The 16,449-nt window shown below is 61.5% G+C and carries 12 protein-coding genes; all 12 read right to left on the bottom strand.

Translation table 11 applies throughout. From position 1 onward, the window contains the following. Nucleotides 1–31 precede the first annotated feature (31 nt). The 12 genes from BXA01_RS02570 to glgA all read right to left on the bottom strand — a co-directional run bounded on the left by BXA01_RS02570 (nt 32) and on the right by glgA (nt 15,984). Entirely contained in the window at nt 32–814 is a 783-nt protein-coding gene (locus tag BXA01_RS02570) for an endonuclease/exonuclease/phosphatase family protein (RefSeq protein ID WP_076567622.1), read from the bottom strand. Between the two features lie 214 nt (nt 815–1,028). Continuing rightward, the gene (locus BXA01_RS02565; RefSeq protein WP_076563078.1) at nt 1,029–1,787 is read right to left on the bottom strand and encodes a PIG-L deacetylase family protein; all 759 of its coding nucleotides are present in this window, start codon (nt 1,785–1,787) and stop codon (nt 1,029–1,031) included. 178 nt (nt 1,788–1,965) lie between these two features. Continuing rightward, nucleotides 1,966–2,625, bottom strand: a complete 660-nt coding sequence (locus tag BXA01_RS02560) for a glycosyltransferase (RefSeq protein WP_076563076.1) — start codon at nt 2,623–2,625, stop codon at nt 1,966–1,968. Then, a complete protein-coding gene (locus tag BXA01_RS02555) occupies nt 2,622–3,221 on the bottom strand; it encodes an SAM-dependent methyltransferase (RefSeq protein WP_076563074.1) in 600 nt (199 codons plus the stop codon). Before BXA01_RS02555 ends, BXA01_RS02560 begins: the two co-directional genes overlap by 4 nt. Then, nucleotides 3,218–3,976 (bottom strand): PIG-L deacetylase family protein, encoded by a 759-nt coding sequence (locus BXA01_RS02550; protein WP_076563072.1) that lies wholly within the window; start codon nt 3,974–3,976, stop codon nt 3,218–3,220. The genes BXA01_RS02555 and BXA01_RS02550 overlap by 4 nt, the downstream gene beginning before the upstream one ends. Continuing rightward, nucleotides 3,973–4,971 carry an acyl-CoA dehydrogenase family protein gene (locus BXA01_RS02545; protein WP_076563070.1) on the bottom strand — a complete coding sequence of 333 codons (999 nt, stop codon included), beginning with the start codon at nt 4,969–4,971 and terminating at the stop codon, nt 3,973–3,975. Before BXA01_RS02545 ends, BXA01_RS02550 begins: the two co-directional genes overlap by 4 nt. A 1-nt stretch (nt 4,972) precedes the next feature. Further along, nucleotides 4,973–7,132: a glycogen debranching protein GlgX gene (gene glgX, locus BXA01_RS02540; protein ID WP_076563068.1), complete on the bottom strand. Its 2,160-nt coding sequence runs from the start codon at nt 7,130–7,132 to the stop codon at nt 4,973–4,975. A 239-nt stretch (nt 7,133–7,371) separates the two neighbouring features. After that, nucleotides 7,372–7,710 carry a DUF2934 domain-containing protein gene (locus BXA01_RS02535; protein ID WP_076563066.1) on the bottom strand — a complete coding sequence of 113 codons (339 nt, stop codon included), beginning with the start codon at nt 7,708–7,710 and terminating at the stop codon, nt 7,372–7,374. Between the two features lie 21 nt (nt 7,711–7,731). Beyond that, entirely contained in the window at nt 7,732–10,506 is a 2,775-nt protein-coding gene (locus BXA01_RS02530) for a malto-oligosyltrehalose synthase (RefSeq protein WP_076563064.1), read from the bottom strand. Next, a complete protein-coding gene (gene malQ, locus BXA01_RS02525) occupies nt 10,503–12,581 on the bottom strand; it encodes a 4-alpha-glucanotransferase (protein ID WP_076563062.1) in 2,079 nt (692 codons plus the stop codon). Before malQ ends, BXA01_RS02530 begins: the two co-directional genes overlap by 4 nt. Beyond that, nucleotides 12,578–14,380, bottom strand: a complete 1,803-nt coding sequence (gene treZ / locus BXA01_RS02520; protein ID WP_076563061.1) for a malto-oligosyltrehalose trehalohydrolase — start codon at nt 14,378–14,380, stop codon at nt 12,578–12,580. The genes malQ and treZ overlap by 4 nt, the downstream gene beginning before the upstream one ends. A 17-nt stretch (nt 14,381–14,397) precedes the next feature. Beyond that, nucleotides 14,398–15,984 carry a glycogen synthase GlgA gene (gene glgA, locus BXA01_RS02515; protein ID WP_076563059.1) on the bottom strand — a complete coding sequence of 529 codons (1,587 nt, stop codon included), beginning with the start codon at nt 15,982–15,984 and terminating at the stop codon, nt 14,398–14,400. Nucleotides 15,985–16,449: the final 465 nt, after the last annotated feature.

Below are 16,449 nucleotides of genomic sequence, written 5' to 3'. Positions count from 1 at the left end.
ACCTGTCATTAGATGGCTGTCAAAAATGCAGCTAGAGGTGCACTTCAACCGCCAAGGGAAGATGATCCGACAAATGCGTCCACGGCTTGTTGCCGAGAATCCTTGGATCGTGGCTGCTGGCATTGCGCAGGTAAATCCGGTCCAGTCGCAACAGCGGAAAACGCGCGGGATAGGTTTTCGCCAGGCGCCCATGATGACGTTCAAAAGCTTCGTGCAAATAGTCGCGACGGGCGAGGGCGGCGTTGCCCTGTAACTGCCAGTCATTGAAATCGCCGGCAATGATCACCGGCGCATCGTCGGGTAGAGATTCAAGCAACTGGCAAAGCAGCTGCAACTGCAATTGCCGATGGCTTTCCAGCAGACTCAAATGCACACAGATCGCGTGCACCTCGGCATGCCCGGGCACGTCCAGGATGCAGTGCAACAGCCCGCGCCGTTCAGGGCCGGTGATCGATACATCGAGATTACGGTATTCGCGGATCGGGTATTTCGACAGCAGCGCGTTGCCATGATGGCCGTCGGGGTAAACGGCGTTGCGGCCGTAGGCAAAATCGCTCCACATACTGTCGGCGAGGAATTCGTATTGCGAGGTCTGCGGCCAGTCGTTGTAGCGACTCGAATGGCGTTCGTGTTCACCCACCACTTCCTGCAGAAACACCAGATCGGCCGAAGTACTGCGCATCGCTTCGCGCAGCTCCGGTAGAACGAACCGCCGATTCAGCGCGGTGAAGCCCTTGTGGGTGTTGACCGTGAGTACCCGCAGGCGATGAATGACTGGCGCGTCGACCACTTGACGCTTGGGATCGCTGGACACGTTCACTCCTCTGAATTGGGCCATGCCTGTTCATGCGACTGGTTTGGGGGGGTGGCAGTTCCTTCCAGAAATGTTTGATCGTACACAGGACTCTGTGGGAGCTGGCTTGCCAGCGATGGGGCCAAATCAGCAGTATCTCTGTTGCCTGATACACCGCTATCGCTGGCAAGCCAGCTCCCACAGGGTTTCACGGTGTCAGAGGGGTCTTTGGCGTTCAGAAGAAGACGATTTCATACGGCAAGCGCATCCGCTCCAGCAGCACCGGGGGCAGCAGCGGGGCGATACCGATGGCCGGTTCGCCTTTGAGCTGGCTGGCGTAAGCGTGGGTGGCGTGGCTCTTGCGCGCTACGGTCCAGGTGTCGAGACGCAGCTTGCGCGCGCGTTCCCAGGGAATCATTTGCTGCTCGCGCTCCGGCCAGTGCCAGGCCCACACCGGCACATCGTGGTAGGTCGCCCCAGCCTTTTGCGCCGCGTCGAAACTGGCGCGGCCAACCACTTCATGATCCGGCGGGCCATCTTTGCGCCAGGTACTGAACACTACGTCGCCCGGTCGCAGATAACGGCTGATGAACTCGGTGAGTTGGCTTTGCTGATCACTCAGTGCGTTGTCGGTAAAGCCACCGCGCACCCACTTCAGGCTGTGCATGGGCAGGCCTAGGCGGCGCAGGGCTTCGACGCTTTCCTGCGGGCGGAACACACTCAGGCGTTGTTCCGACCATTGCCGCGAGCCGGGGTGGCTGGCGCTACCGTCGGTAATCGAGAGTAATTGCAGAGGATGGCCAAGGCTGGAGAGCAATTGCAGCAGACCGCCGCAGGTGACCACTTCATCGCCCGGATGCGGAGCGATGACCACGGCGCGGGCGCCGGCGGGAACCAGGCTGTGGGTGTTGATGACGGGAATATTGTCGAGTTGCGGCGCGCTGTTCCAGATCTGTGCTGGCAGGCCGTGTTCGTTGATCAATGACGATTTCATGAGTGCGACGTCCTTGTGGTGTCTCGCCCTCAGTCGTGAGCAGCCAACGCTGATCGCGGCCCGTGAAGGCAAATGAATAGCAACGGTGCAGTGCTCCAACCCTTGGATTACTGCGAGGCAGAGTATTGCTCAAGACAGCCGATTCGTCGCGTCACAGATCAATCTGATCCGTAATTTTTTATTCCAGCTGTGCCAGATTGCGCAGAAAGTCACCGAACCCTCCCTTGGCCCGACTGTCGAGACGGGCGCTGGTGTGCACTTGCGGACGGTGACTCCAGGCGATATTGGCGCCGCTGCGCTCCAGTGCACGCACCAGTTGCACGTCCTCGTCACAGGTTAGCGGCTTGAAACCGCCGGCCAGGCGATAAGCCTCGGCGCTGACACCGAGGTTGGCGCCGTGAATGTGTCGATGGCCATCGCGGGCCTGATAATGGCGGTGATAGCGAATCTGCGCCGCTTCATCGATCGATTCGTGCCAGTGCTCGACGGTGACCGTGCCGCACACTGCGTCCGCCTCCAGTCCCAGTTGCGCCGCCAGCCAGTCATCGGCGACGCGGCTGTCGGCGTCAGTGCAGGCGATCCAGCGGGCACCGCGCTCGAGCAGCAGTCGCGCACCGGCGGCTCGGGCTTCGCCGACGTTGCGTGCGTCGATCTGCAGGCTCAGCACCGGATAAGCGCTGACAATCTGCGCCGAGGCGTCGCTGCAACTGTCGAGCACCACCAGGATTTCCACCGGCTCGCCGCCCAGTTGTGCATGCTGGCCGGCGCGCAGGGCGGCGCGCAGGCATTCATCGAGCAGCGCCTCTTCGTTGTGTGCAGGAATCACGATACCGATCAACGCAAGCCCTCCAGTGCCGCCACCGAGCGTGGCTCGCGGCTCCACAGTTCGAGAATGAAATCCGCTTCCTGATGTAACACCAGACGCGGCAAAGCCAATTGATCGTGAATCTGATCGTGGACCTGACGTGCATTCAGCGGGCAGCCCTCGATCGGCGGGCGCCAGTGGCAGGCCAGCAATTGGCCGTCGGCGGTCAGTGACTCACTGATCCGGCGGATCATTTCTGTCAGATCTTTTTCGTCGAGGTAGTAGCCGATTTCGCTGAATACGATCAGGTCGAATTTTTCCTCCGGCCAGTCAGCCGGAAGGCGTCCCAGGCGGACTTCGGCATGCTCGAATACGCTCAAGCGAGTGCGCGCCAGCTTCACCGCCGCGCTCGCCGTGTCGCAGCACAACAGGCGGTCGCAGCGCGGAGCCAGTTCTGCACTCAGTTCGCCGTTGGCGCAACCCGGCTCGAACACCGACCTATAGCGCGGACGCGGCAGGGCGGCGAGGGTGATTGCGCGCTTGCGCTGCTCGTACCAGCGCTGGCGGAACGCCCACGGGTCGTCATTGCCCGCGAACAGGCCGTCGAAATAGCGATCATCGACGCTCACAGGAACACCACTTCAAAAGGTTGCAACAAACGATCGAGCACATAGGGCGCAAGTACTGGCCCGAGTCCGACGTCGCGGTCGCCTTCCAACTGGCTGGCGAACGCGTGGGCCGCGTGGCGTTTGCGCGCGATGTGCGTCGGTGACAACAGAATCTTGCGCGCCCGCTCCCATGGCACCGAGGCGTCTTCCGGGGTTGCCCAGTGCCAGGTCCAGACCGGAAGTTCATGGCAGGTCGCACCAACGCGTCGCGCCGCCTCGACACTGGCGCGGCCGACGGCCTCGTGATCGCTGTGGCCATCCTGGCGCCAGGTAGTGAAAACCACGTCACTGGCATGCAGATAACCGGCGATGAATTCGCTCAACCCGGTTTCCTGAGCCGCCACTTGGGTGTCGGTAAACCCGCCGCGCAGCCATTTCAGGCTGTGCATCGGCAAGCCGAGGCGGCGCAGCGCTTCGGCGGATTCCTGCGGTCGCACTACGCTCAAACGTTCGACCGTCCAGCGTTGCGAGCCGGGGTGACTGGCGCTGCCATCGGTGACCGAGATCAATTGCAACGGCCGTCCAGCTGCCGCCAGCAATTGCATGATGCCGCCGCAACCGAGCACTTCGTCATCCGGATGCGGCGCGATGATCACCGCCCGCGAACCCAGCGGTACCAGGTCAAGAACGTCGATGGCGGGCAGTTCGGCCAGACGCTGCGAACCCTGCCATTGCTGCAGTGAAGTGCCCTGGCCGACGATCGGGTTGTCCCTCATAACGCCCAGACCTCGGAGGATTGACCGGCAATCCGCTGGCCCAGCGCAGCAAGGTCGCGTTCGGCGTGACTCTGGCGCAGAAACACCGGCAAGTCGGCACTCAGTCGCGCAAAATGCCGATCCTGACAAAACGGCCCGGCACCCAGCGCCCGCCCGACCTCACGCATGACCTGTTCGGCAGACTGCTCGACCACCGCGCGGGCGCGACGGGCCAGCAGTTCAGCGTCAGCCTCAGGCTGCGCATCGATTTGCAGCGCGCTGAAGCGCAACACATCGGCTGCCGCTTGCAGTGCTGTGTCAGTCGCACCGAGATGGGCGAGGGCGTGCGGTTCATCGCGTTGCGCGCAATGCTGACGCAGCCCTTCGGCAATCCGTCGTGAAGCGCCATACCAGCAAGCGGCGATACCGATCCCGCCCTGCCAGAACCCCGGCCGGTGCAGATAATCACCGGGGTTGCCGATGGCCTGCGCTTCGGCGTTGTCAAAGAGCACTTCGACGCTGCCGGTGGCCGCCATGCCCACCGCTTGCCAGCCTTGATCGGTGATGGTCACGCCAGGCTGATCGAGTGCGACTGCAACCAATTGCTGCTGACCGTCCGCGTCCCACGCAGTGAGCAAGGCGTGGCTGAGCACCGCAGCGCCAGAGCACCAGGCCTTGCGCCCGTTCAGCGTCACCATGTGCCCGGACGGCGTGACTTTCACCCGTGCCTGCGGCGGTTCGGCAGCCCACATTCCCCACGTGCTGCCTGGGGTTGGCGTACCGCCCAATTGCTCGATGATTGCCAGCGCATCCGTGTGGCCTTCATAGAGTTTGCACAGCCCAAGATCGTGTCCGCCCACCTCCGATAGACGCTGAAAGCGCTCCAGCGTGTGACCGCTGCCGGGCAACGGCAAGCGGTCAAGGCCGGCCTCGACCATTGCCCGCAGGCAACGGCCGAGGGCGTTGGTGTCGGCGTAATCTGGCGGACGGCGGGCCAGATAATGTTGAAAGTCCATATCAATCTTCTTCGTCGCGTTGCAGTTCAAACAACAGCAACGAACGCCCGGTCACCGAATACTCGTGACCGAATTCGAAGCGTTCCTGGCCGCGAATCGATGGCTGATTGGTATCAATCATGCACGTCCAGAAGCCACCATCCGGCACTTCCGGCAGGGTGAAGTTGACGATGTCATGGTGGGCGTTGACCACCAGCAGCAGAGTCGCGTCGGCACCTTTGCGACGGATGCCGGTTTCCTGCGCGCGACCGTCGAGCAGCATCCCGAGGCAGCGATTGTGCGCATCGTGCCAGTGCTCGGTGGTCATCTCGGTAGCGTCCGGTGCCAGCCAGGTCACGTCCTTGACGCCGATGTCCTCGTTGTACTCGCCGACCAGGAAGCGTCCGCGACGCAGGATCGGATAAGTCAGGCGCAGTTTGATCAGGCGTTTGACGAACTTGAGCAGGGCCTTGCCGTCCTCGCTCAGGTCCCAGTTGACCCAACCGATCTCGCTGTCCTGGCAATAGGCGTTGTTGTTGCCATCCTGGGTGCGGGCGAACTCGTCACCGGCGACGATCATCGGAGTACCTTGGGCCAGCAGCAGAGTGGCGAAGAAATTACGCATCTGCCGATGGCGCAAAGCGATGATTTCCGGATCGTCGGTCGGGCCTTCGACGCCGTGGTTCCACGACAGGTTGTTGTTGCTGCCGTCCTGATTGTTTTCGTCGTTGGCTTCGTTGTGCTTGTCGTTGTACGACACCAGATCGTTGAGAGTGAAACCGTCGTGGGCGGTGATGAAGTTCACCGACGAATACGGCCGGCGCCCGCGCTGGTTGAACATCTCCCCGGAAGCGGTCATGCGGCTGGCGAAATCGGCAAGCTGAGCGTCGTCACCTTTCCAGAACGCACGCACGGTGTCGCGGAACTTGTCGTTCCACTCGACCCAGCCCGGCGGAAAGTTGCCGACCTGATAACCGCCGGGACCGCAGTCCCAGGGTTCGGCGATCATCTTCACCTGACGCAGCACCGGGTCCTGACGGCAGGCGACGAGGAAGCTGTGGCGCTCGTCGAAACCATCGTGGTAGCGGCCAAGAATGGTTGCCAGGTCGAAGCGGAAACCATCGACGTGCATCTCGCTGGCCCAGTAGCGCAGGGAGTCAGTGACCATTTGCAGCACGCATGGGTGACTCAAGTCCAGGGTGTTACCGGTGCCGGAGTCGTTGATGTAGTAGCGCTTGTCGTCGGGCATCAAGCGGTAGTAGGAGGCGTTGTCGATACCGCGCATCGACAGGGTCGGACCTTGCTCGTTACCTTCGGCGGTGTGGTTGTACACCACGTCGAGAATCACTTCGAGATTGGCATCGTGCAGGTGCGCGACCATTTCCTTGAATTCGGCAATCTTGCCGCTGGCCAGATAACGTGGGTCCGGGGCGAAGAACGCGATGCTGTTATAGCCCCAATAGTTGGTCATGCCCTTTTGCAGCAGATGCTGATCGTTGACGAAAGCATGGATCGGCAGCAGTTCGACAGACGAAACACCAAGTTTGCGAATGTGCTCGAGCACGTCGTCGACCATCAAGCCGCCAAAGGTGCCGCGCAGGTTTTCCGGCACCGACGGGTGACGCATGCTGATGCCGCGCACGTGGGTTTCATAGATGATGGTCTTGTCCCACGGCACGCTGACGCGATGGTCGTTGCCCCAGGTGTGGGCCGGGTCGATGACCTTGCACTTGGGTACGAATGGCGCGCTGTCACGCTCGTCGAAACTCAGGTCGGCGTCGGGGTGGCCGATGGTGTAGCCGAACAGCGCCTCCGACCATTTCAGCTCGCCGACCAACTGCTTGGCGTACGGGTCGATCAGCAGTTTATTGTGGTTGAAGCGGTGACCATTGGCCGGGTCATAAGGACCATAAACGCGGTAGCCGTAGATCAAGCCAGGATGCGCATCCGGCAGGTAGCCGTGGTAGATCTCATCGGTGTATTCCGGCAGCTCGATGCGTTCGAGTTCGACTTCGCCGGCATCGTCGAAAATGCACAGCTCGACCTTGGTGGCGTTGGCGGAAAACAGAGCAAAGTTCACCCCCAGACCATCCCAGGTCGCACCGAGCGGGAAGGGCAGGCCTTCACGGATTCTCGACGGCTCGGCGTGCGCAGCGGGTTCGGCTTTCTTTGGACGGGTCATGATTGCTCCTGCAAAAAAACGGGACAGTTCGGGCAATGAGATTTCCTGGTGGGAGCGAGCCTGCTCGCGAAAGCGTCGGTACATTCGACATCTTCACCAACTGACCTAGCGCTTTCGCGAGCAGGCTCGCTCCCACAGGATTGTGTGTTTTTCCCAAGAAGGGACTTTCTTCGGGGCGCAAGAACCCCTTGTGGCGAGCACGCTCGCCACACAGTCATTCAGTTCAAATATGGATCGGGTCAGTTCGCCGGAGGCTTTTTCGCTGCTCGCGGCTTTTTCTCGACAGCCTTTTCGCCCGGCGGTACTACTTTGGCCGTGGCCGCAGGCTTGGCTTTCGCCGCTGGTTTGGCTTTGGCGGCTGCCGGTGTCTTGCCGTCGGTGCTTTTCGCTGCTGCGCCTGTAGTCTTGCCAGCCACTTTGCTGCCAGCCGCCTTGGCTGGCTTCTTCGGTGCCAGCGCCTCGGCCTCGGCCAACTTGCGCGCCATTTCCCAATGACGTTCTTCGTGGCCTTCAGGTTTCCCTTCCGACTCCCAGATCTGATAGGCGAATTCGCGAATGCGTTTATCGTCGGTGCTCATCGCAATGCTCCTGAACTGAACTCATGCTTGTGTTAAGTGTTGGATAAAGAGATTGACCGGGACATCCCCCAGCGCTTCGCTGACATTCAGCTCCCTGTTTTGTGTGACTACGCTGCTTGCAAAAAGTCCCTTCAGGTTTGCATCCGAAGCGGCAGACGGTAAAACCACCCGCGTATCGCCCCAGCGCAGCGCATCGACCTGCGGGATGGCACTGTTTTCCAGCAACGTCGCGCAACGCACCGGCACTACCACAATCGCCCGTACGCCTTGGTGTTCACGCGCGAATGCCAAGACGTTGTGCGCCTGACTGCCCAGTACTTCCAATGGCTGGTAATCGCCACGACGGAACAGCTCGCTGTGTTCCTTGCGCAGGTTCAACACCTCACTGATCAGCGCCTGTTTGATGCGCCCGTCACGCCAATCCTTGAGCAGTTCGGTACCCGGCACGGATGCCTGCAACGCTTGCTCGCGGGCGGCGTAATCCACCGGCCGGCGGTTGTCCGGGTCTACCAGACTGAAGTCCCAGTACTCGTTGCCCTGGTACAGATCCGGCACACCCGGCACAGTCATGCGCAGCAAGGTTTGCGCCAGCCCGTTGAGCGCGCCGGCAGCGGCGATGCTGTTGACGGTCTTGCTCAGCGCCGCACGCAGCAACTCGCCTTCTTCACCGGTCAGCAGCTTCTCCGTGAAAGCCTGGGCCGCGTTTTCATAGGCTTCATTCGGCGCGCTCCAGCTGCTTTGCAGCTTGGCTTCGCGCAGGGCTTTCTGTTGCCACTGCCAGATGCGCTTGGCGTAATCGGCGAAACCGGCCTGGTCATCGTCCTGCAGGTCCAGCGGCCAACTGCCGAGCAATGCCTGATAGAGGATCAGTTCATCGCCGGCAGACGGCGCGTCATCTTCGATGCGCACGGGGCGGGCTAGGGCGCGCCACAGTTCGACCTGGTCGGCGTACCAATGGCTGCGCTCGCTCAGCACAGCCAGCCGGGCACGGGTGTCTTCACCGCGCTTGTGGTCATGGGTGGCGGTCGCCAGCAGGTTGTCAGGAAACTCGGCCATGCGCTGATGATTGACTTCGTGGAACTCACTGACCGGCGCGCTGAACTGCTCGGTGTTGTAACCGACATCATTGCGCGACAGCAGCACGGCCGAGCGATACAGCGCGGTGTCTTCCACGGCTTTGGCGGCTGCCGGCGAAGTCAGTTGCTGGAAACGCACGCAGGCATGCTTGAGGATCTTGCGCGAGCGCCCACGCGGCTTGCGGCGCCATGGCGTGCCGCCAAGCCAACTGGCGACCGAGTCGAGCACTGGCCAGTCGGCTTCGCTGAGGGTTTGCCGCGCACCGTCCATGGCGTGCTGGAAAATCGCTTCGTCCTGCTCGGAACGGCCCATGGCGCTGATGTAAGTGCGATAAACCGGGAAGTGCACGATCAACGCATGCAGCACGCGGCGAATCGCGCCCAGGGTCAGGTCGCGGGTCATCAGGTCATCACGCGCTACTTGATGCAGCGCCTGCGCGACACTTTCGAAGTCGCTGGCCAGCGAGCCGTTGAGGATTTGCTGACGGGCCAGTTGCGCTTCTTCCATGAACGCAGCCGGGCGCTCGGTGCGGCGCTGCCAGAGTTCGCCGAGGACATGTTCGCCGTCCGGGTCGTGTTGCAGCAGCGACAGCTGATTCATGAACTCGTAGCCGGTGGTGCCGTCGACGCTCCAGTCGCGGCGCAGGGTTTCGCCCTCGCCGAGGATCTTCTCGACATAAATCGGCAGATGACGTCCCGGTGCCAAGTGATCCAGACGCCGACGCAATTTTCGGCAGTAGCCACGCGGGTCGGCGAGGCCGTCGATGTGGTCGATGCGCAATCCGTCGACCAGACCTTCTTCGACCAATTGGAAGATTTTGCCGTGGGTCGCTTCGAACACCGCCGGACGCTCTACGCGCAGGCCGCCAAGCTCGTTGATGTCGAAGAAGCGCCGCCAGTTGATGTCGTCCGCCGCCGTGCGCCAACTGGCCAGGCGATAGCTTTGCCGCTCGAGCAACTCGTGGAGCTTGTGGAAGCCTTCCTCGGTGGTGGAATCGTACTGTGCGAGGTTGCATTCGATAGTCGCCAGAAGACGCGGATCGCTGGCCAGCTCGCGCAACTCTTGCTTTAGCGGCATCGCCAGCGAATGTGCGTCGGTCTGGTAGCTGAGTGTGCTGAAGCGATCTGCCAGGGACTTCAGCGTGTCGTCTGACTTGAGCAGTTCGCCGTAATTGTTCGGGCAGATCGGGAAGTGGTGGTCGTAATGCTCGACGTAAAAAGTGCCGGTCTGCGCGTTGAATTTCAGCTTCAGCGTACCTTCCTGCAACGCAACGCCGTAATCACTGCCAAGGAACGGCAGCAGCAACTGGCCTTCCATCAACGGGTCCGGCGAGTGCCACTGAATATCGAAAAATTCGCCGTACGGGCTCAGGCGTCCCCATTCGAGCAGGTCGAGCCACCACGGGTTGTCATTGCCGCCCACGGCCATGTGGTTGGACACGATGTCGAGAATCAGCCCCATGTTGTGTTCGCGCAGGGTGCTGACCAGTTGGCGCAACGCCGGCTCGCCGCCCAGTTCCGGATTGACTTGGGTCGGGTCGACCACGTCGTAGCCATGCATGGAACCGGCGCGCGCCGCCAGCAGGGGCGAGGCGTAGATATGGCTGATGCCGAGGCGGGCAAAGTACGGCACCAGTGGCACCGCTTGTTCGAGAGTAAAACCTTTATGAAATTGCAGGCGCAACGTGGCGCGCAGTGGCTGGATTTGCTGTTGATTCATTGGTCACGCTCAGAGGCTTGAAGGCGCGCGCAGGCCAGCAGTTCCAGGCGGCGGGCGGCATCGGGGCCGTCCAGCAACGCTTCGCTGGGACCGGGCAAGCGTCGCGACCAGTTCGGATGTGAATCGGTGGTGCCAGGCAGATTCGGCTGTTCATCGATACCCAAGGCATCTTCCAGCGGCAGCAGGACCAGCGGCGCGCGGGTGTGGCCGAGGAAACGCACACTGGCATCGACCACTTGATCGGCTTCGTGGGACTCTTCGCGGAAGTTTTGCGGATCCTGACGCAGCGCATCGCGCAGGCCCTCACGTTCACGCTCGCGATGCCGGCGCCAGTCGATTTCGCCGTTGGCATCGACCAGACCGAGGCGCGCGTTCCAGTCGATATCGCGGCCATGCCACCAGCCATTGAGTGTCGGCAGGTCATGGGTGCTGGTGGTGGCGAGCGCGTCATCCGGCCAGTCGAGAATCGGTTTGAAACGGGTATTGTCCTGTTCGAACAACAGCACGCGCATGCCCAGAATCGAGCGCGCGGCGAGTTTTTCTCGCAGGCCTTCCGGCACGGTGCCGAGGTCTTCACCGAGCACGATGGCTTGATGCCGATGCGACTCGAGGGCCAGCAGACGCAGCATGTCGTCGAACGGATAATACAGATAGGCGCCATCGGCCGGGGCGGCGCCGTTGGGAATCACCCACAGGCGTTGCAGGCCCATGACATGGTCGATGCGCAGGCCTCCGGCGTGGGCGAAGTTGGCGCGCAGCATCTCGATGAAGGCACGGAAACCGTTGCGGATCAGCCCTTCCGGCGAGAACGCGGAAATGCCCCAGCCCTGGCCGCTGCGATTGAGGATGTCCGGCGGCGCGCCGACGGTCAGCGAGGCGAGCAATTCATCCTGAAAACTCCAGGCCTGACTGCCGGCACCGTCAGCACCGACGGCGAGGTCGGCGATCAGACCAATGCCCATGCCGGCACTGCGCGCGGCAGATTGCACGCGCTCGAGGCAGCGATGTATCAGCCATTGGCAGAAGGCGAAATAACCGATGCGCTCGGCATATTCTTCGGCAAAAGCGCCCAGCGCCGCGCCGCGCGGGTCGTGCCAGTGCTCCGGCCATTCGCGCCAGTCGAGGCTTTCGCCACGGGCGGCGCGCATTTCCTGAATGGCTTCGAAGCGGCAATGGTTCTCCAGCGCTTCGCCACCGGCATGCCGGAAGCTGGCGAAGTCGGCGTGCAGCGGATGCTCGCCAGCGACGAAACCGTCATACAAGGCTTGCAGCAGTTTCTGCTTGGCTTGGGCGGCGGCAGGCCAGTCGATCAGCTTGAGGTTTTCCAACTGGTCGAACTGCGCGGCCAGGCCACTGGCATCGATTGCGTCACGCAATGCGCGCTCGCCGAGAATGCTGCCCGGCGCGGCATACAGTGAATTGAGAAACAAGCGGCTGGACGGCGAATAGGGGCTGTAGCGGCCATGATCGGAACTGAACATCGCGTGCATCGGGCTGATCGCCAGTGCATCGGCACCACGCTCGCCGGCTACACGAACCAGCTCTTCCAGCGCCTGGGTGTCGCCGAAGCCACCGTCACCCGGACGGCGCAGCGAATACAACTGGGCGCTCAGACCCCAGGCGCGCGGGATCGGGCTATCGACCGCATCACCAACGCTGAAACAACGCTCAGGCGCCACAGCGAGAGTGAAATACTGATCGCCGATGTGCACTTGCTGGTAACCGACCGGAATCAAGCCGGGCAACATGGCTTCGTTGTCCAGCTTGAGGTTCATCTGCGAGCCGTCTTCAAGATGAATCTCGCAGGGCGTCTCCGGTGTGAAGTAGCGACTCAGGTCGAGGGCAACGCCAACGTCGCAGGTCAGCAGGGGGGGCAAATGGCGGTCTTGCTGGACTTCTTGCAATTCCAGCAGGCTGGCATCGATTTCTTGCGCGGTGCTGGCGGGGTGGCCGAGTCCGATCAGGACATTGCGCAACACAGCAGGAGCGACTTTTTGCTGACGCCCGTTGGCGTCGATCCAGTCGACGGCAAGGCCGGCTCGACTGGCGAGTATTTCCAGTTGCGCATCGCTCATAGGCGCTCTCCATCCAAGGGGTGCAAAAGGGGTGCGGCCGTGAGGCTGACGAGCGCGGTGTACGCCGGCAGTTGGTTCGGGTCCGACAGCTCGATCGCGGCTGGCTGTTGAAACAGCCACTCGGTATCGGTCTGTGCAGGGTTGACCACTGGCGTGTCACTGAGGTTCAGGTCAATTCGCAGCTCACTGCCGTTGCCCAGTCGCCAGCGTGCGCTGACCGCGCCATAGCCGAGCATCTGCGCGCCCAGAGCCTGGGTCCCGGAGAGGTTGGGAATGATGTATTGGTGCCGCAACTTGAGCAGTTGCCGATAGAGCTCTTGGGTCTGCTGTTGCAATGGCGTGCCGCTGCCGGACAATCGCGGCTGCGAAGCGTGGAAAGTGCTTTCGGCATTCGGATCGGGAATCTGTTCGCGCTTGTGCGGATCGGTAAAGGCACTGAATGCGGCGAACTCGTTGCGCCGACCTTCACGCACCAGTTTCGCCAGCTCACCGTGGTGGCTAGTGAAAAACAGGAACGGTTGCTCGGCGGCAAACTCGTCGCCCATGAACATCAGCGGAATCATCGGCGACAGCAGCAACAACACCGTCGCCGCCTGCACCGCACGCGGGTCGGCAAGCTGATGCAGACGTTCGCCAAAGGCACGGTTGCCGATCTGGTCATGGTTCTGCAGGAACAGCACGAAAGCGGTGGAGGGCAGGTGCTCGCTTGGCTCGCCGCGAGGTTCGCCATGCCGAGTGATGTGGCCCTGGAACACGAAGCCCTGACTCAGGCAGCGCACCAGTTGCTCGGTGGGCTGCGCGGCATAGTCGGCGTAATAGGCGTCGGTTTCGCCGGTCAGCAGCACGTGCAACGCGTTATGACCGTCGTCGTTCCACTGCGCGTCGTAATCGTTTTCCAGCAGGCTCGACTGGTTCAGCTCGTTTTCGACGGTCAGCCAGACGTGCCGGGTCGGGTCGATCTGCTGGCGAATGCGCCGGGCCAGATCGCTGAGGAAATCCGGGTCTTCAATCGCGTGCACCGCGTCCAGGCGCAAACCGTCGAAACGGTATTCGAGCAGCCACATCAGCGCGTTTTCAATGAAGAACTCACGCACTTCCGGGCGACGGAAATCGATCGCCGCGCCCCAAGGCGTGTGCTTGTCCTCGCGGAAAAAGCCTTTGGCGTAACGATGCAGATAGTTGCCGTCGGGGCCGAAGTGGTTGTAGACGACGTCGAGAATCACCGCCAGGCCATGACCGTGGGCGCTGTCGATCAGGTGTTTGAGTTGTTCGGGGGTGCCGTAGGATGCTTGAGGCGCGTAGGGCAGCACCCCGTCGTAACCCCAGTTGCGATCACCGGGGAATTGCGCCAGCGGCATCAGTTCGATGGCGGTTATGCCCAGCGCCACCAAGCGCGCCAGATGCTGTTCAACTTCGGCAAATCCACCGAGCGCACCGACGTGCATCTCGTAAATCACCGCTTCGCTCCACGGCCGACCATTCCAGGTCGTGTGCCGCCATTGATAGGCATGGGGGTCGACCACCACGCTGTGGCGGTCAAGGTCACCATCCTGCGCTCTGGAGGCCGGGTCCGGCACCTCCAGTTCGCCATCGATGCAGTAACGGTAGCGACTGCCCGTCGGGCAATTGGCCTTGATTACAAACCAACCGTCGCCCTGGGGCAGCATGGGCAACGATTTTCCATCTTCCAGTTCCACACTGACGTAGAACGCGTCAGGCGCCCACAACGCAAATTGCGTGTGCTCGGCATCCAGCATGATCGCGCCGTGGGGCCAGGTTTCTTGGGTCCTTGACGGCATTTTCTGCAACTCCCTGGTTATTTGTGGCTGGCTTTACCCAACGCCTTGGCGACCAGTTGTTCGTAAAGTTCGGCGTAAGGTTCAACCGCTTTGCTCCAGTTGAACGGTGCAGCCATGGCGCGGCAGCGCATGGCATTGAGCAGTTCCGGGAAGGCGAAGACCTTGAACGCGCGGCTCAGGGCTTCTTTATAGCTATCAACGGTGGACTCATCGAAGAGGAAACCGGTGACGCCGTTTTCAATGGTGTCGGCCAGACCGCCGGTGTTGCGCGCGACCGGCAGCGAGCCGAAACGCTGGGCGTACATCTGGCTCAAGCCGCAAGGCTCGTAACGCGATGGCATCAAGAGGAAATCGCTGCCGGCGAACATGCGTCGGGCATCGGTTTCGTTGAAGCCGATGCGCACGCCGATCTGGCCAGGAAAGCGCAGGGCCAGTTCACGCATGGCTTGCTCTTCTTCCGGCTCGCCGCGACCGATGATCGCTATCTGGCCACCGTTCTGCACGATGAACTCGGACACCGCTTCGGTGAGGTCGAGACCTTTCTGATAGACCAGTCGCGAGACCACGGCGAACAGCGGGCCGGTGGAGTCATTCAGGCCGAACAGCTCACGGACATGGGCGGCATTGACCGCTTTGCCTTCCCAGTCGCCAATGGCGAAAGGGGCGAACAGGTGCGGGTCAGTCGCCGAATCCCAGCTCTCGTCGATGCCGTTCGGGATACCGCTGAGCAGGCCTTGCTGGGTCTTGGAAGCAAGGAAGCCGTCGAGGCCGCAACCGAAGTCAGGCGTGGTGATTTCCTGCGCATACGTCGCGCTGACCGTAGTGATATGGCTCGAATAGGCCATGCCGGCCTTGAGGAACGACATCTTGCCGTAGAACTCCATGCCTTCCTGCTGCAGCGCATGGGTGGGAATCCCCAGCTCCGGGCAGGAACCAAGGCTGGTCACGCCCTGGTAGGCAAGGTTGTGAATGGTGAACAGCGTTGGCGTGCGCTGCCCGCGCCAGTGCATGTAAGCGGGCGCGAGGCCAGCCGGCCAGTCATGGGCGTGCACCAGATCCGGGCGCCAGTGAATTTGCGCAAGATTGGCGGCAATGTCGGCAGCGGCCAGGCCGAGACGGGCGAAGCGGATATGGTTGTCCGGCCAGTCGCGACCGTTGTTGGCGCCGTAAGGGCCACCTTCACGCTCGTAGAGTTCAGGGCAGATCAACACGTAGATCACCAGGCCATCGGGCATGTCCATGCGACCGATCTTGCAAGGTGGCAGCGCGGCGTGGCCACCCAGCTCGCCGATGATGTGAATCGGGTTTTCGCTGTGCACCACCTGCGGATAACCGGGAATCAGCACCCGCACATCATGAAGATGAGCCATGGCCCGGGGCAGGGCGGCGGAGACGTCACCGAGGCCGCCGGTCTTGACCAGATCGGCGATTTCCGAAGTCACGAACAACACTTTTTTCTTGTTGGGATTCTGGCTTGCTACCGGAGCAAGCGTCTTGGTGCCGGGTACGTTGATCTGTCGGCTGCCGGGAACACTGATGGTGCTCGATTCTCCAAGCGACTGGTGAGCACGCTCTCCCTGAATATCCAATGCCGCACTGATCATATGTATCTCCCGTGTGTGATCTGATTCTTGTCTCGAACAAGCTGTTTCGTGGCCAAGTCCTGTGGCCGGGCGCAAAGGCGCCACGCATCGGTGAGCAAATGCTGACCCAACACGCGCAAGCAGAATGGGTGGTGAGGCCGTTGCAAGGATTACACCAGTCGCTTTCGCCCAGTTGTTCTGATGACCTGTGGCGTGAAGCAAAAGTTTCGACTTTTTTTCGTCGGTATGACCGAGTGGTTTGGCCACTGAAAAATCAGTCTAGGCCAGATCCTAGAGCGGGTCGGGGCAAATGGGTAAATTGTTCGACAATCGGTTGTGTCGGGATGTAAGCGAGGGTTCAGGAGGGGAAACGCTCCGACGAAGGGCATGTTTTTCGGTCGGCGTGGGCCAAAACAGTGACTGGGTAGTCACGGTTTTGTGCTAGGGGATGGGCGGGTTGCACCGTTGTGGTGCGAGGGTATTTCA

Source organism: Pseudomonas sp. B10, assembly GCF_900156235.1.
Classification (GTDB): Bacteria; Pseudomonadota; Gammaproteobacteria; order Pseudomonadales; family Pseudomonadaceae; genus Aquipseudomonas; species Aquipseudomonas siliginis.
The sequence above is the reverse complement of the archived record's forward strand: the minus strand, read 5'-3'. Positions and strand labels throughout refer to the sequence as shown.

What these genes read in the sequence shown, in the direction of transcription:
- malQ (WP_076563062.1), bottom strand. Translation starts at nt 12,581, where the DNA reads ATGAGCGATGCGCAACTGGAAATACTCGCCAGTCGAGCCGGCCTTGCC.
- BXA01_RS02545 (WP_076563070.1), bottom strand. Translation starts at nt 4,971, where the DNA reads ATGGACTTTCAACATTATCTGGCCCGCCGTCCGCCAGATTACGCCGAC.
- BXA01_RS02530 (WP_076563064.1), bottom strand. Translation starts at nt 10,506, where the DNA reads ATGAATCAACAGCAAATCCAGCCACTGCGCGCCACGTTGCGCCTGCAA.
- glgA (WP_076563059.1), bottom strand. Translation starts at nt 15,984, where the DNA reads ATGATCAGTGCGGCATTGGATATTCAGGGAGAGCGTGCTCACCAGTCG.
- BXA01_RS02565 (WP_076563078.1), bottom strand. Translation starts at nt 1,787, where the DNA reads ATGAAATCGTCATTGATCAACGAACACGGCCTGCCAGCACAGATCTGG.
- BXA01_RS02550 (WP_076563072.1), bottom strand. Translation starts at nt 3,976, where the DNA reads ATGAGGGACAACCCGATCGTCGGCCAGGGCACTTCACTGCAGCAATGG.
- glgX (WP_076563068.1), bottom strand. Translation starts at nt 7,132, where the DNA reads ATGACCCGTCCAAAGAAAGCCGAACCCGCTGCGCACGCCGAGCCGTCG.
- treZ (WP_076563061.1), bottom strand. Translation starts at nt 14,380, where the DNA reads ATGCCGTCAAGGACCCAAGAAACCTGGCCCCACGGCGCGATCATGCTG.
- BXA01_RS02535 (WP_076563066.1), bottom strand. Translation starts at nt 7,710, where the DNA reads ATGAGCACCGACGATAAACGCATTCGCGAATTCGCCTATCAGATCTGG.